The 14,816-nt window shown below is 73.2% G+C and carries 16 protein-coding genes; 15 read left to right on the top strand and 1 reads right to left on the bottom strand.

Features of this window, described 5'->3' with window-relative positions:
- The first annotated feature begins 50 nt into the window (after positions 1-50).
- The 7 genes from CHB94_RS21005 (at position 51) to larE (ending at position 5,468) form a co-directional block, all read left to right on the top strand.
- The gene (locus CHB94_RS21005; RefSeq protein WP_089338506.1) at positions 51-347 is read left to right on the top strand and encodes a DUF503 domain-containing protein; all 297 of its coding nucleotides are present in this window, start codon (positions 51-53) and stop codon (positions 345-347) included.
- A 180-nt stretch (positions 348-527) separates the two neighbouring features.
- Positions 528-1,043 (top strand): 30S ribosome-binding factor RbfA, encoded by a 516-nt coding sequence (rbfA, locus tag CHB94_RS21000; RefSeq protein WP_089338505.1) that lies wholly within the window; start codon positions 528-530, stop codon positions 1,041-1,043.
- A 67-nt stretch (positions 1,044-1,110) separates the two neighbouring features.
- Positions 1,111-1,356: a hypothetical protein gene (locus CHB94_RS20995; protein ID WP_089338504.1), complete on the top strand. Its 246-nt coding sequence runs from the start codon at positions 1,111-1,113 to the stop codon at positions 1,354-1,356.
- 3 nt (positions 1,357-1,359) lie between these two features.
- Positions 1,360-2,367, top strand: a complete 1,008-nt coding sequence (locus CHB94_RS20990; protein ID WP_089338503.1) for a DHH family phosphoesterase — start codon at positions 1,360-1,362, stop codon at positions 2,365-2,367.
- On the top strand, positions 2,364-3,665 hold the full coding sequence (locus CHB94_RS20985) for an MATE family efflux transporter (RefSeq protein WP_254920822.1): 1,302 nt from the start codon (positions 2,364-2,366) through the stop codon (positions 3,663-3,665). The genes CHB94_RS20990 and CHB94_RS20985 overlap by 4 nt, the downstream gene beginning before the upstream one ends.
- A gap of 31 nt (positions 3,666-3,696) precedes the next feature.
- A complete protein-coding gene (truB, locus tag CHB94_RS20980) occupies positions 3,697-4,635 on the top strand; it encodes a tRNA pseudouridine(55) synthase TruB (protein ID WP_089338501.1) in 939 nt (312 codons plus the stop codon).
- Complete coding sequence (gene larE / locus CHB94_RS20975; RefSeq protein ID WP_089338500.1) at positions 4,632-5,468, top strand: ATP-dependent sacrificial sulfur transferase LarE; 837 nt, start codon at positions 4,632-4,634, stop codon at positions 5,466-5,468. Before truB ends, larE begins: the two co-directional genes overlap by 4 nt.
- A gap of 10 nt (positions 5,469-5,478) precedes the next feature.
- Here larE and larB read toward each other — a convergent pair whose 3' ends face one another.
- A complete protein-coding gene (larB, locus tag CHB94_RS20970; RefSeq protein WP_089338499.1) occupies positions 5,479-6,153 on the bottom strand; it encodes a nickel pincer cofactor biosynthesis protein LarB in 675 nt (224 codons plus the stop codon).
- A 59-nt stretch (positions 6,154-6,212) separates the two neighbouring features.
- On the opposite strand from larB, the gene CHB94_RS20965 reads away from it, so the two are divergent.
- From CHB94_RS20965 to dapB, 8 genes are all read left to right on the top strand, one after another.
- A complete protein-coding gene (locus CHB94_RS20965) occupies positions 6,213-6,551 on the top strand; it encodes an antibiotic biosynthesis monooxygenase family protein (protein WP_089338498.1) in 339 nt (112 codons plus the stop codon).
- Between the two features lie 114 nt (positions 6,552-6,665).
- Positions 6,666-7,805, top strand: coding sequence for a branched-chain amino acid aminotransferase (locus CHB94_RS20960; RefSeq protein ID WP_089338535.1), 1,140 nt, complete (start codon positions 6,666-6,668; stop codon positions 7,803-7,805).
- Positions 7,806-7,827: 22 nt separating this feature from the next.
- Positions 7,828-8,790, top strand: a complete 963-nt coding sequence (locus tag CHB94_RS20955; protein ID WP_089338497.1) for a bifunctional riboflavin kinase/FAD synthetase — start codon at positions 7,828-7,830, stop codon at positions 8,788-8,790.
- 261 nt (positions 8,791-9,051) lie between these two features.
- On the top strand, positions 9,052-9,321 hold the full coding sequence (gene rpsO, locus CHB94_RS20950; protein ID WP_089338496.1) for a 30S ribosomal protein S15: 270 nt from the start codon (positions 9,052-9,054) through the stop codon (positions 9,319-9,321).
- Positions 9,322-9,600: 279 nt separating this feature from the next.
- Entirely contained in the window at positions 9,601-11,853 is a 2,253-nt protein-coding gene (locus tag CHB94_RS20945) for a polyribonucleotide nucleotidyltransferase (protein WP_176445678.1), read from the top strand.
- A complete protein-coding gene (locus CHB94_RS20940) occupies positions 11,850-13,211 on the top strand; it encodes a M16 family metallopeptidase (protein ID WP_089338495.1) in 1,362 nt (453 codons plus the stop codon). Before CHB94_RS20945 ends, CHB94_RS20940 begins: the two co-directional genes overlap by 4 nt.
- A 13-nt stretch (positions 13,212-13,224) precedes the next feature.
- On the top strand, positions 13,225-13,590 hold the full coding sequence (locus CHB94_RS20935; RefSeq protein ID WP_141137590.1) for a VanZ family protein: 366 nt from the start codon (positions 13,225-13,227) through the stop codon (positions 13,588-13,590).
- A 48-nt stretch (positions 13,591-13,638) separates the two neighbouring features.
- A complete protein-coding gene (gene dapB / locus CHB94_RS20930) occupies positions 13,639-14,442 on the top strand; it encodes a 4-hydroxy-tetrahydrodipicolinate reductase (protein ID WP_217899417.1) in 804 nt (267 codons plus the stop codon).
- Positions 14,443-14,816: the final 374 nt, after the last annotated feature.

The following is a 14,816-nucleotide window of genomic DNA, read 5'->3' as shown; positions in this document are numbered from 1 at the left end:
AGGGTCCCGGCGCGAGCTCGCGAACGGTGGGGGGCAGGAGGGTCCTTCGAGTGTTCACGGGCACGCTCACCGCTGACCTCCTGCTGGGCGACGTGCATTCGCTCAAGGGCAAGAGGGCTGTGGTCCGGCCGATCGTGGCCGAGCTGCGGCGCCGGTTCGCCGTGGCCGCCGCCGAGGTGGGGGACCAGGACCTGCACCGCCGTGTGCAGGTAGGGATCGCCACCGTTTCGGGGGACGTCGGCCAGGTGACCGACGTCCTGGACGCGTGCGAGCGGTTGCTGGCCGAGCGGCCGGAGGTGACCCTGCTGTCGACGCACCGGCAACTGTTCGCCGACACCGACGACTGAGAGGGGCCCGTCCGCCCCGTCCCTGGCAGGCTCGGGGCGGGACCCGGGACGCCGGCCACCGTCCCCCCACCTCGCAGGCCGGGGGCGGGATCGGGGACGGGGCCACCCGGGCCGTGCCCGTCGGCCCGCCGACCTTGACCGAACGGTGCCGGGACCCGGCACCCTGACAGAGGAGCTCCGATGGCCGATCCGGCCCGCGCACGCAAGCTGGCGGTGCGCATCCGTCAGATCGTCTCTGCCGCGATCGAGAACCAGATCAAGGACCCTCGCCTCGGGATGGTGACCGTCACCGACGCCCGGGTGACCGGTGACCTCCGCGAGGCCACGGTCTTCTACACCGTCTACGGCGACGAGACCCAGATCGCGGACTCGGCTGCGGCGCTCACCAGCGCCACCGGAATCCTGCGCTCCACGGTCGGCAAGCAGACGGGCATCAAGTTCGTGCCGACGTTGACCTTCGTCGCCGACATCGTTCCGGACACCGCCCGTGAACTCGAGGACGCGCTCGAGCGCGCCCGGCTCGCCGACGCCGAGCTGGCACGTGCCCGCGAGGGCGCCCAGTACGCCGGCGAGGCCGATCCCTACAAGAAGCCCGTCGAGGACGACGACGCCCTCGACGGCGACAGCAGGGTCGGGGCCGACACTGCCGATGACAGTGCCGACGACCTCTCCGCTCGGAGCAGGAGCGCGCTGTGAGCGGGCGCGCGGGCGAACCGGTCGACACACCAGCGTCGGTCCCGTGGTCGACGAGCGAGGAGAACGTGTGACCGAGAGCGACCCGGATCCCCACGAGCCCGACGAGGGCCAGGGCACGTCGGTCCTGGGTGGCCGGAAGGCGCCCGACGCCGGCGACCCCACCGACGGCGGCAAGCACGGTCAGATCGGGAACGTGCCGAGCATCGCGTCCGACGAGCCCGACGACGGCGGACCGGGATACCCGGTCGGTGGGGGCTCGGTCGAGGAGGAGAAGCACGCGCCTCCCGCCGCCGACCCCGGACCGGAAACCTGACCGGTGACCGTCATCTCTCCGCGTGCGGCAGCCTTCCCGCTCCGCACCGCGGCCTCGGTGCTGGCCGAGGCGGCCGACGCCCGGGCCACCGTCGTCCTCTCCGGTCACGTGCAGCCCGACGCGGACGCGCTCGGCAGCACGTTGGCCCTCGCCGAGGGCCTGCGGCGTCGGGGCGCCCGCGTCCTCCCCACCTTCCCCGATCCCTTCACGCTGCCCGCATCGCTGGGCTGGCTGCCCGGCGCGGAAGGACTGGTGCCCTCCTCGGCGGTCCCGTCCTCGCCCGACGTCTTCGTCAGCCTGGACGCGGCCTCGCCCGGACGCCTCGGTGAGCTCTCGGTCCTGCTCGACGCCGCGGGGACCTCGGTCGTGGTCGACCACCACGCCAGCAACCCCGGCTTCGGCGACGTCCAGCTCGTCGACGGCAGCGCGCCGGCCACCGTCACCCTGGTCGCGGGCCTCCTCGACGAACTCGGCGTCAGCCTGGACCCGCAGCTGGCCACCTGCCTCTACGCCGGTCTGGCCGCCGACACCGGCTCCTTCCGTTTCGGCAACACCCGCCCCGACACCCATGAGCTGGCGGCCCGCATGCTGGCCACGGGCATCGACCACTCCGCCGTCAGCCGCCGGCTGTTCGACACCGCCCCCTTCGGCTGGCTCGGCCTGCTCTCGGTGGTCGCCGGACGCGCCGTGCTGGAGACCGACGTCGCCGCCGGTCTCGTGTGGACCTGGTCGAGCACTGCCGAGGCCGCCGAACACGGTCTACCCGGCGAACAGCTCGAGGCCTTGGTCGACGTCGTCCGCTCCACGCAGGAGGCCGACGTGGCGTGCGTGCTCAAGGGGCAGGACGACGGTTCGTGGTCGGTGTCCCTGCGGTCCCGTGGCGCCACGGACGTCGCCCGGGTGGCCATGGCGCTCGGCGGCGGCGGGCACGTCGCCGCGGCGGGTTACAGCTCCTACGTCGACCGTGAGGCGACGATCGCGGCCTTGCGACGGGAGCTCGCCGCGGAGTGACCCGTAGTCCCTCGGTGCTCTCCCTCGCACTGCCCGCGCTCGTCGTCCTCGCCGCGGAGCCGCTGTACCTGCTGGTCGACACCGCCGTCGTCGGGAACCTCGGCACCGTCCCGCTGGGCGGTCTCGCGGTCGGCGGCGCGCTGCTGGCGTGGGCTGCGGGGTTGCTGAACTTCCTCGCGTACGGCACGACCGCGCGTGCCGCCCGACGCGCCGGTGCCGGTGACCGGACCGGCGCCGTCGCGGAGGGCGTGCAGGCCACGTGGCTCGCCCTGGCCCTCGGCCTGACCGTCCTCGTCCTGTTCCAGCTCCTCGCCGGACCGCTGACCCGCCTGCTCGCCGGTGGGCCCGGTGCGGTGGCCGTGGCGGGGGAGCAGTGGTTGCGCGTGGCCTCCTTCGGCGTGCCCCTGCTCCTCGTGTCCCTCGCCGGCAACGGTTGGCTGCGCGGCGTCCAGGAGCTCCGCCGGCCCGTGCGTTACGTGGTCACCGGCAGCCTGGTCAGCCTCCTCCTGTGCCCGTTCCTCGTGCACACCGTCGGCCTCGGGCTGATCGGCTCGGCGTTCGCCAACGTCACCGGGCAGGCGTTGACCGCGGCGCTGTTCGTCCGGGCCATCGCGCGCGAGGGCGTCGGCTGGCGACCTCGGCCGGCGGCCGTCCGCGCACAGTTGTTCATCGGCCGGGACCTGCTGCTCCGTGCGGTGGTGTTGCAGGTCTCCTTCCTCGCCGCGGCCGGCGTGGCCGCCCGCGCCGGCACGGCGCAGCTCGGGGCCCACCAGATCGCGCTGCAGCTCTTCTTCTTCCTCGCCCTGGTGCTGGACGCCTATGCCATCGCCGCGCAGACGCTGGTCGGCCACGCGCTGGGCGCCAACCGGCCGGCGGACGCACGCTCGACCGCCACTCGGGTCGGCCTCTGGGGGCTCGGCACCGGGCTGCTCGTCGCGGTGCTGCTGCTCGCCCTGCGGCCGATGCTCCTCCCGCTCTTCACCGACGACCCCGCCGTCCTGGCGCAGGCCGAGGTCGTCTGGTGGTTCCTGGCCGGGATGCAACCCGTGGCCGGCGTGGTGTTCGCGCTCGACGGCGTGCTCATGGGCGCGGGGGACGTCGGCTACCTCCGTACGGTGACGATCGGTGCGGCCGTCCTGGGTTTCCTGCCGCTGTCGCTGCTGGCGGGCCCGCTCGACTGGGGCCTCGCGGGCGTGTGGACCGGACTCTGCCTGTTCGTCGCGCTGCGGCTGGTCGGCGTCCTCGTCCGGGTGGCGGGTGACCGCTGGCTGACGGCGCCTGCAACGGTGGGCACGTGAGTCCCGCGCGAACGACGGTCGGAGTCCAGCCATGAGCCGGCGGCCGGACGCCGACGTCCCCCCTGGCCTGCTCCTCGTCGACAAGGCCGGTGGCATGACCTCGCACGACGTCGTCGCCCGGGCCCGGCGGGTGCTCTCGGTCCGCAAGGTGGGCCACGCCGGCACGCTCGACCCGATGGCCACGGGCCTGCTGGTGCTGGGCGTCGGGGCGGCCACCCGCCTGCTGGGGTACGTCGGCGGCCACGACAAGACCTACGAGGCCACCATCCGGCTCGGCCAGAGCACGGTGACCGACGACCGGGAGGGCGAGGTCCTGACCACGTCGTCCACGGCGCACCTGGGTGACGACGCGGTCGTGGCTGCGCTGGCCACGCAGACGGGACCGCTGCAGCAGGTGCCGTCGTCGGTGAGCGCCGTGAAGGTCGAGGGACGCCGTTCCTACGACCGGGTGCGGGCCGGGGAGGCGGTGGAGCTCGCCGCGCGGTCGGTGACCGTCCACCGGCTCGACGTGCGCGACATCAGACGCCCGCAGCCCGAGCTGATCGACGTCGACGTCACCGTGGCCTGCACGGCCGGGACCTACATCCGGGCGATCGCCCGCGACGCCGGTGCCGCGCTCGGTGTCGGCGGGCACCTCACGGCGCTGCGACGCATCGCGTCCGGACCCTTCTCGGTCGAGCGGGCGGCGCCGGTGGAGGAGGCCGGGGCCGCCCTGGCCGCCGGCGGAGGGGACGGGTTCCTGCCGCTGACACAGGCCGCCACCTCGGTCTTCCCGACCCGGCAGGTCACGGTCGAGGAGGCCCGCGCGCTGTCCTACGGACAGCGGATCCCGGCGACGGGGACGCCGGGCCCCCACGCGGCGGTCGACCCGGACGGTCGCCTGGTCGCCCTGCTCGAGGACTCCGGCACCGCTGCCCGGGTGGCGGTCGGCTTCCCGCCGGGAGGGGCTGTGGCAGCCTCACCGACGTGAGCCTCGATTCCCGGCTGGCCGCTCTCGACGCCGAGCTGGCCGCCGTCCCCGGCGTGCTGGTCGCGTTCTCGGGCGGTGTCGACTCCGGCGTGGTCCTGGCCGCTGCCGTGCGCGCCCTGGGTGCGCAGCGGGTCGTGGCCGCCACCGCCGTGTCGCCGAGCCTCCCGGCCGCGGAGCGGCGCGGAGCCGTCGCCTTCGCCGAGTCCCTGGGGGTCCGCCACGAGCTGCCGCGCACCGACGAGCTCTCCCGCGAGGGCTACCGGGCCAACGCCGGGGACCGGTGCGCGTTCTGCAAGGCCGAGCTGGTCGACGTCCTGACACCGCTGGCCGCCCGCCTCGGCATCGCCGACGTCGTCACGGGCACCAACGCCGACGACCTGCGCGCCGGCTTCCGGCCGGGCATCCGCGCCGCCGCGGAGCGGGGTGCCTGGGCGCCGCTGGCCCGCGCCGGCATGACCAAGGACGACGTCCGGGCTGCCGCCCGCCGCTGGGGTCTGCCCCTGGCCGACAAGCCGGCCGCCGCGTGCCTGGCCAGCCGGATCGCCTACGGCGTGCCCGTGTCGGCCGAGGCGCTGGCGCGCGTGGAGGCGGCGGAGACCTCGTTGCGCGCGGCGATGACCGGCGCCGGGCTGGCGGTCCGGGACCTGCGGGTGCGTGATCTCGGCGGGGACACCGCGCGCGTCGAGGTCGACGCCGCGCTCGTCGACGAGTTGGTCGCGCGACCTGACCTGCTCGCCTCGGTCACCGGCTTCGGCCGGGTCGAGGTCGATCCCCGCGGATTCCGCTCGGGCTCGATGAACGAGCTGCTGCCGGACCCCGTCCGCTACCGCTGAGGCCTCGCCGTCACCGCTGGGCCGACCGGACGATGCGGGCGGCGGCGACGCCCGCCCCGAATCCGTTGTCGATGTTGACCACCAGCACACCCGGCGCACAGGCGGTGAGCATGGTCAGCAACGCGGCCAGCCCCTCGAACGCGGCGCCGTAGCCCACGGAGGTGGGCACGGCGACCACCAGCCGGTCGGTCAGGCCGGCGACCACGCTGGGCAGGGCGCCGTCCATCCCGGCGACGACCACGACGGCGTCGGCGGCCGCCAGGTCGGGAGCGACCGCGAGCACCCGGTGCACGCCGGCCACCCCGACGTCGTCGACCCGGGTGCAGCCGACGCCGCTCGCCGCGAGGGTGGCGGCGACCTCGGCGGCGACCGGCCCGTCCGACGTCCCGGCGGTGAGGACGAGGACGTTGCCGACCGGGGCAGGCAGCCCGCCCACGAAGGCGCACCTCGCCTCCTGGTCCACGACCGCGTCGGGCCAGCGCTCGAGGATGGCGGATGCGGTGGCGTCGTCCACCCGCGTGGCCCAGGCCGGTCGGGCGCCGCCGTCCAGGAGGGCGGCGAGGCAGGCCACGGTCTGCGTCGGCGTCTTGCCGGCGGCGTAGACGACCTCCGGTGTGCCGGTACGGCCGGCCCGGTCGAGGTCCAGCCGGGCGAACCCCAGGTCGGCGGTGCGATTCGACGTCACGCCGTCCAGGGTGCCGTATCGCGCGATTGGCCAGCGGGCGAGGCGGGAAGGGGAGGTCCATGAGCGTCGTCAAGATCAACGCGATCACGGTTCCCCCGGACAAGCAGCAGCGGTTCGAGGAGCGCTTCCGCGGACGGGCCGGGGCCGTCGAGAAGACCCCCGGATTCGAGTGGTTCGAGCTGCTGCGTCCCGTGGAGGGGACCGACCAGTACCTGGTGTACACGCGGTGGACCAGCGTGGAGGACTACGAGGCCTGGCAGTCGAGTCAGGACTTCGACCGGGCCCACGACGGCGGCGGCGACACCTTGGCGTCGGCCGCTCCGCACTCCGCTCACGTGTGGACCTACGAGGTGCTCGAGTACGCGGGCCCGACGGCCAACCAGGAGAACCAGGCCTGAGTCGCCCCCGGGGTGGCGGTCGGCTCACGGCCGCCGCCCGCGGCGGGGATAGTGTGACGACGCTTCCCGGTGGTCGCCGGGACGCCCGGGCACGCGCACATGCAGGTGGGAGCCATGACCGACACGCTCGCCGACAGCCGTACGTCCTCGCGGAAGTTCACCGAGGGTGTGCCGCTCGTGGTGGAGGACGTGCCGCGTCGCCCGGCCGCCGAGCGCGCCGCGATGCTCGCCGACCCCGGCTTCGGCCGGTACTTCACCGACAGCATGTTCGTGGCCCGGTACCGGGCGGGGGAGGGCTGGTACGACGCCCGGCTGACCGCCTACGCCCCGCTGCAGCTGGACCCCTCCACGGCGGCCCTGCACTACGCGCAGTCGATCTTCGAGGGTCTCAAGGCCTACGCCCAGCCCGACGGCAGCGTGGCCACCTTCCGTCCCGAGGCGAACGCCGCCCGTTTCGCCCGCAGCGCCCGGCGGCTGGCCATGCCTCCGGTGCCCGAGGACGCCTTCATCGCTGCCGTCGACGCGCTGGTCGACGCCGACCGCGACTGGGTGCCCACCGGCCCCGACCAGACCCTCTACATCCGGCCCTACCAGCTGGCCAGCGAGCCGTTCCTCGGCGTGCGGCCGGCGTCGGAGTACCTCTTCCTGGTCATCGCCAGCCCGGCCGGCGCCTACTTCCCGCGCGGGGTCCACCCCGTGTCGGTCTACCTCTCCGAGGACTACATCCGCGCGGCTCCCGGCGGCACGGGCGACGTCAAGTGCGCCGGCAACTACGCGGCCAGCCTGCTACCTCAGCAGGAGGCGAGCGCGCTCGGCTGCGACCAGGTGGTCTACCTCGACGCCGTGGAGAAGAAATTCATCGAGGAACTGGGCGGGATGAACCTGTTCTTCGTCCTCGGCTCCGGGGACGACGCCGAGCTGGTCACCCCCGAGCTCTCCGGCACCCTGCTGCCGGGCATCACGCGCGACTCGCTGATCGAGCTCGCCCGGACGATGGGTCACACGGTCACCGAGCGGCGGTTCTCCGTCGACGAGTGGCGCCAGGGCGTGGCCGACGGCACCGTCACCGAGACCTTCGCCTGCGGGACCGCCGCGGTGATCACCCCGGTCGGCCAGGTCAAGGCCCGCACCGGGGACTTCGTCGTCGGCGACGGCACCCCCGGCCCCCTGACCATGAAGCTGCGCGAGTCGCTCCTGGACATCCAGCACGGGCGGGTCGCCGACACCCGCGGCTGGCTGCACCGGGTCGCCTGAGCGGCGCGGGACGAGCTGTCGCGTGTTGCGCTGGCGTGGGCTGGACGTCACCCCCGGTGACCTCGGCCGGACCGTCGTCACCGTCGGCATGTACGACGGGGTCCACCGGGGTCATCAGGAGCTCATCGGCACCGCCGTCGCCCGGGCCCGCGCGATGGGCCGTCCCTGCCTCCTGCTGACGTTCGATCCGCACCCGGCGGAGGTGATCCGTCCCGGCTCGCACCCGGCGATCCTCACCTCGATGGACCGCAAGGCGGAGCTGGTCGCCGGGCTGGGGGTCGACGCGATGTGCGTGCTGCCCTTCACGCCCGAGTTCATGCGGCTGTCCTCGGAGTCGTTCACGCACACGGTGCTCGTGGAGCACCTGCACGCCGCCCGGGTCGTGGTGGGGGAGAACTTCACCTACGGGCACAAGGCAGCCGGCAATGTCGGCACGCTCACCCAGGAGGGGCGGAGGTTCGGTTTCGCCGTGGAGGGGGTGGCGCTCGCCGCCGCCGAGTCCGACGGCGGCGAGGTCACGATCTCGTCGACCTACATCCGCGCCTGCATCGCGGCCGGTGACATGGCGTCGGCCGCGCGGGCGCTGGGCCGGCCGCACCGGGTGGACGGGGTCGTCGTGCGGGGCGACCGCCGGGGCCGTGACATGGGGTATCCGACGGCAAACGTGGAGAGCCCCCCGTTCACCGCCGTCCCCGCCGATGGCGTGTACGCCGGACACCTGGTCACCCGCGACCCGCGTACCGGCGCGAGCAGGGAGCGGTTCCCGGCGGCGATCTCGGTCGGCACCAACCCGACGTTCCAGGGCAGCCGCCGCACGGTGGAGGCCTACGTCCTCGACTACGACGGCGACCTCTACGGCGAGCACGTCGGCGTCGAGTTCGTGCAGCGGCTGCGCCCCATGGCCGCCTTCCCCGACGTCGACGCCCTGCTCGCCGCCATGGCCAAGGACGTCACCGACACCCGAACGATCCTCGGACTGACCTGAGGGGTCGCTCTGAGCGGGGGCCCGGAGGGTCCCCCCGAGGAGCGACGGGGAGCAGCCGCGGAGCGGTCACGCCGAGCGGGGGCCCGGAGGGTCCTCCGAGGTGGGACGGGGAAAGGCTTCGAGCAGCGGGGGAACGGCACCTGGCCGCGGTTCCGTCCGGAGGACGGGTAGGCTGGCAGGGCCGGGGCAACCCGGCGTGTGTGAAACCTGCCCCCGTGACCCAGACCGGGGGCCACACGTGACCCGCCCCGGAGGCGATACATGGCGCTGGAGAGCGCGCTCAAGAAGCAGATCATGACCGAGTACGCCACGGTCGAGAACGACACCGGTTCGCCCGAGGTGCAGGTCGCGATGCTGACCCGCCGGATCAGCGACCTCACCGAGCACCTCAAGGCGCACAAGCACGACCACCACAGCCGGCGGGGCCTGCTCCTGCTGGTCGGTCGTCGCCGCCGTCTCCTGAACTACCTGGCCAAGACCGACATCACGCGCTACCGCTCGCTCATCGAGCGGCTGGGCCTGCGCCGCTAAGCACGACGAGGGGGCCGCTCCCGGGACATCCCGGGACGGTCCCCTTCCTCGTGCGGCACCCGTCGCACGGGGAGAACCGGCCAGCCGCCGGACGCGTCCCAGAAGGGGCCGGTCCTCGGTAGTGGCCCCCGGGACGTATCAGTTCTCCGCAGGAGGGGAACGGCACCGCCCGAGGGCTTCGATCGAGCACCGGTCGCCCCGGACGCAGGACGGCACGAGGCCGTCAGAGGAGTCGCACGCCGGCACGAGGCCGCTGCGACGAAGAAGAGAGAAGGACACGTGTCCGCACCCACCATCACCGCTGAGTTCGACGCCGAGGACGGCGTCACGACCGCCACGGCGGTCATCGACAACGGCAGCTTCGGCAGCCGTTCCATCACCTTCGAGACCGGCCGGCTCGCCCGCCAGGCCGCCGGCTCCGTCGTCGTCACCATGGGCGACACCATGCTGCTCTCGGCCACCACGGCCGGTCGTCAGCCCAAGGAGCAGTTCGACTTCTTCCCGCTGACCGTCGACGTCGAGGAGCGGATGTACGCCGCCGGGCGCATCCCCGGCTCCTTCTTCCGTCGTGAGGGCCGCCCCTCCGAGGACGCCATCCTCACCTGCCGGCTGATCGACCGCCCGCTGCGCCCGACCTTCGCCAAGGGCCTGCGCAACGAGGTCCAGGTGGTCATCACCGTCATGGCGCTGGACCCGGAGCACCTCTACGACGTGCTCGCGATCAACGGCGCCTCGGCGTCCACCCAGCTCTCCGGCCTGCCGTTCTCCGGGCCGGTCGGCGGCACTCGCGTGGCCCTGATCAACGGCCAGTGGGTCGGGTTCCCCACCCAGACCGAGCTCGAGGACGCCGTCTTCGACATGGTCGTGGCCGGCCGCGTCCTCCCGGACGGCGACGTGGCGATCATGATGGTCGAGGCCGAGGCGACCGAGAAGACGATCGCCCTGGTCGCCGGTGGGGCTCCGGCTCCCACCGAGGAAATCGTGGCGCAGGGCCTCGAGGCCGCCAAGCCGTTCATCAAGGCGCTCTGCGACGCGCAGGCCGCGCTGGCCGAGAAGGCCGCCAAGCCCGTCGCCGACTTCCCCCGCTTCCTGGACTACCAGGACGACGTCTACGCCGCGGTCGAGGCCCAGGTCGGCGACAAGCTGGCCCAGGCGCAGCAGATCGCCGGCAAGCACGAGCGCGAGGACGCCACCGACGCGCTCAAGGACGAGGTCAAGGCCGCGCTGGCCGGCCAGTTCGAGGGCCGCGAGAAGGAGATCTCCGGTGCCTTCCGCGCGCTGACCAAGAAGGTCGTCCGCCAGCGCATCCTGCGGGACAAGGTCCGCATCGACGGCCGCGGCCTGACCGACATCCGGCCGCTGTCGGCCGAGGTCGAGGTCATCCCGCGAGTGCACGGTTCGGCGCTGTTCGAGCGCGGCGAGACCCAGATCCTGGGTGTCACCACGCTGAACATGCTCCGCATGGAGCAGCAGCTGGACACGCTGTCGCCGGTGACCCGCAAGCGCTACATGCACAACTACAACTTCCCGCCGTACTCCACCGGCGAGACCGGCCGCGTGGGCTCGCCCAAGCGCCGCGAGATCGGGCACGGCGCGCTCGCCGAGCGGGCGCTCGTCCCGGTCCTGCCCGACCGCGAGGAGTTCCCCTACGCGATCCGGCAGGTCTCCGAGGCGCTGGGCTCCAACGGCTCGACGTCCATGGGCTCGGTCTGCGCCTCGACGCTGGCCCTGCTCAACGCCGGTGTGCCCCTGAAGGCGCCGGTCGCCGGCATCGCCATGGGCCTGGTCTCCGACGAGGTCGACGGCAAGACCGAGTACGTCGCGCTGACCGACATCCTCGGAGCCGAGGACGCCTTCGGTGACATGGACTTCAAGGTCGCCGGCACCAAGGACTTCGTCACGGCCCTCCAGCTCGACACGAAGCTCGACGGCATCCCCTCCGACGTCCTCGCCGGTGCGCTGACCCAGGCCCGCGCGGCCCGGCTGCACATCCTCGACGTCATGGGCGAGGCCATCGACGGCCCCGACGAGATGAGCCCGTACGCCCCGCGGGTGACCACGGTCCGCATCCCGGTCGACAAGATCGGCGCGGTCATCGGCCCCAAGGGCCAGATGATCAACGCGATCCAGGACGAGACCGGCGCGGACATCACCATCGAGGACGACGGCACGATCTACGTCGGCGCCTCCGACGGCCCCTCGGCCCAGGCCGCGGTGGACCGGATCAACGCGATCGCCAACCCGACGCTGCCCAAGGTCGGCGAGCGCTTCCTCGGCACGGTCGTCAAGACCACCCCGTTCGGCGCCTTCGTCTCCCTGCTGCCCGGCCGTGACGGTCTGGTGCACATCAGCAAGCTGGGTGGCGGCAAGCGCATCGGCAAGGTCGAGGACGTCGCGAACGTCGGCGACAAGATGCAGGTGGAGATCACCGACATCGACGCCCGCGGCAAGATCAGCCTGGTGCCGGTCGTCGAGGGTGACGCCGGCGGTGCCGAGGCTCCGGCCGAGGCCGCTGCCTCCGCGGGTGAGTGAGCACGCCTGACATCACGGGAACCGGGGCGGGTGCTGATGCACCCGCCCCGGTTCCCGTCGGCCAGACCCACCTGCTCGACCTCGACGAGGTCGGCGGCCGGGTGGAACGAACCGAGCTGCCGGGCGGCCTGCGCGTCCTGACCGAGACGATGCCGGGTGTCCTCTCGGCCACCCTCGGCATCTGGGTCGGCGTGGGCTCCCGGGACGAGGGGCCGGCCGTGGCCGGGTCGTCGCATTTCCTCGAGCACCTGCTGTTCAAGGGGACGACCACCCGCAGCGCCCTGGAGATCGCGACGGCGATGGATGCCGTCGGCGGTGAGATGAATGCCTTCACCGCCAAGGAGCACACCTGTTACTACGCCAACGTCCTTTCCAGCGATCTCCCGCTGGCCGTGACGTTGCTGTCGGACCTGGTCACCGAGGCCTGCAACACCGCCGCGGACCTGGAGTCCGAGCGCACCGTGGTGCTCGAGGAGATCGCCATGCGCGACGACGAGCCCGCAGACAGCGTGCACGACCTGTTCGCCGAGACGCTGTTCGGCGACACCCCGCTCGGCCGGTCCGTGCTCGGCACCGTCGAGTCGATCGAGGGGCTGACTCGGGACGACGTCGACGGCTGGTACCGCAGCCGCTACACCGTGCCCTCGATCGTCGTGACCGCCGCCGGGCGAGTGGATCACCAGCAGGTGCTCGATCTCGTCACCGCCGCGTTCGGCGACCGGCTGGCCGGTGACACCCGGCCGGCACCGCTGCGCACGGGGGAGGGAGCGGTGCACAAGCCGGCCCGCTCGGCCGGCCTCATCGCCCGGCGCACGGAGCAGACGCACCTGCTGCTGGGAGCCCCGGCCATGGGCCGGCTCGACGAGCGCCGGTACGCCGCCGCCGTGCTGGACGCCGCGGTCGGCGGCGGCATGAGCTCGCGGCTGTTCCAGGAGATCCGTGAGAAGCGCGGGCTGGTCTACAGCGTGGGCTCGTCCCTGTCGCACTACGCGGGCACCGGGTCCTTCTCCGTCTACGCGGGGTGCTCCAAGAAGCGCGTCCCCGAGGTTCTCCGGCTGATCCGGGCCGAGCTGGACGGAGTGGCCGCCGAGGGCATCACCCCCGAGGAGGTGGCCCGCAGCCGCGGCCAGCTCAAGGGCGGCATGGTGCTGGGCCTGGAGGACACCGGCTCCCGGATGAGCCGGCTGGGCAAGAGCGAGCTCTCCTACGGGGAGTACCTGCCCGTGCGGGAGGTACTGGCCCGGCTCGACGCCGTCGACGAGGACCAGGTACGGGCGGTGGCGGCGGAGGTGTTCGACCGCGAGACGTGCCTGGCCGTGGTGGGGCCCTACCGTGAGTCCGACCTCGACCGGCTCTGAGCGCAGGCGAGTGATGCGCGCAGCGCTCCGGGTGCACGGCGCCCTCTCCCGGGGCGCCTTCGCCGTCGCCGTCCTCGTCTCCCTGGCGGTGCTCTTCACACCCGCGGACGGCGTGCCGTTCGCGCCCCCCGGTGTCGACAAGCTCGTCCATGCCGGGCTGTTCGCTCTGCTCGCGCTGACCGGCCGCTGGGCCGGCATCGGCCGTAGCTCCCTGGGCGTCCTCCTGGTGTTCTACGCCGCGCTCAGCGAGGTCTTCCAGGGCATGGCACCGCTGGACCGGTCGGCGTCCGTCGCCGACTGGATCGCGGACGTCGTCGGCGTCCTCCTCGGCCTCCTGGCCTGGGAGAGGCTCGCTCGCGGGCAGCGCCGGACGCGCTGACGTGGCAGCCGTCTTGCATCGCGGGCCTCGGACGGGAAGCCTGACCGCGTGACGAGCACCTCCACACCGGACCAGCAGACCGCACCGACGCCGACGGCCGACGCCCCCCTCATCAACGTCGGGGTGCTCGGCGCTCGCGGGCGGATGGGCACCGAAGTGGTCAAGGCAGTCAACGCCGCCGACGACCTCGAGCTCGTCGCCATGGTCGACGACGGCGACTGGCTGTTCGACCTCGCCAACGCCGGTGCGCAGGTGGTCGTGGACTTCACCCGGCCCGACGCGGTCATGGACAACATCCGGTTCTGCATCGACAACAACATCCACTGCGTCGTGGGGACGACGGGCTTCGACGAGGCCAAGCTCGCGACGGTCGCCGAGTGGCTCGAACCGAAGCCGGACGTCGGCGTCGTCATCGCCCCCAACTTCGGCATCGGTGCGGTCCTGCTGATGAAGTTCGCGCAGGAGGCGGCCCGGTTCTTCCCGTCGGTCGAGGTCGTGGAGTTGCACCACCCCAACAAGGTGGACGCCCCGTCAGGGACGGCGGTGCGCACGGCCCGCCTGGTGGCCGCCGCGCGCCGGGCCGCAGGCCTGCCGGTCTCGCCGGATGCGACCACCGACGCGCTGCCGGGTGCCCGGGGTGCCGACGTCGAGGGGGTGGCGGTGCACGCCGTCCGGCTGACCGGACTGGTGGCGCACCAGGAGGTGTTGATGGGCGCGGCGGGGGAGACCCTGACCCTTCGTCACGACTCCTACGACCGCGCCTCCTTCATGCCAGGTGTCCTGCTCGCGGTCCGGGAGATAGCCCGGCGCCCGGGGCTGACCGTGGGCATCGAGAGCTTCCTGGGCCTCTGAGGAAGGACTCTCCTGCCCCACCGCTCGCAGGCTCGCGTCGGGGCCGTGCAGGAGGGCGGCCCAGATCTCTCGCCCTTCGCAGGCTCGGTAGAAGGACCCCGTCCTCCGCACGCCCCGTAGAAGGACCCCCCCCGCCGTTCGCACGTTCCCGTCGGGACCCTGCGGGGGGACGGCCTCGGGGCGCGGCCGCATGGGATCGCCGTCCTCCTACGCGTCGCCGGCTCCGGGCGGATCCGGGACGGCCCGCCTCCGAGGACCCCCCGTGCACGCCCCCGAGATGTCGTGTACTGTTCTCCATGCGCCGCGCGGACCGGGAGGTTCGCCGGACCAGGGGCCCGGGATCGGGTGGACTGGAGACCGGCGTAGTGTTGGAC

The sequence above is a fragment of the Blastococcus mobilis genome (assembly GCF_900188025.1).
Taxonomy (GTDB): Bacteria; Actinomycetota; Actinomycetes; order Mycobacteriales; family Geodermatophilaceae; genus Blastococcus_B; species Blastococcus_B mobilis.
The sequence above is the reverse complement of the archived record's forward strand: the minus strand, read 5'-3'. Positions and strand labels throughout refer to the sequence as shown.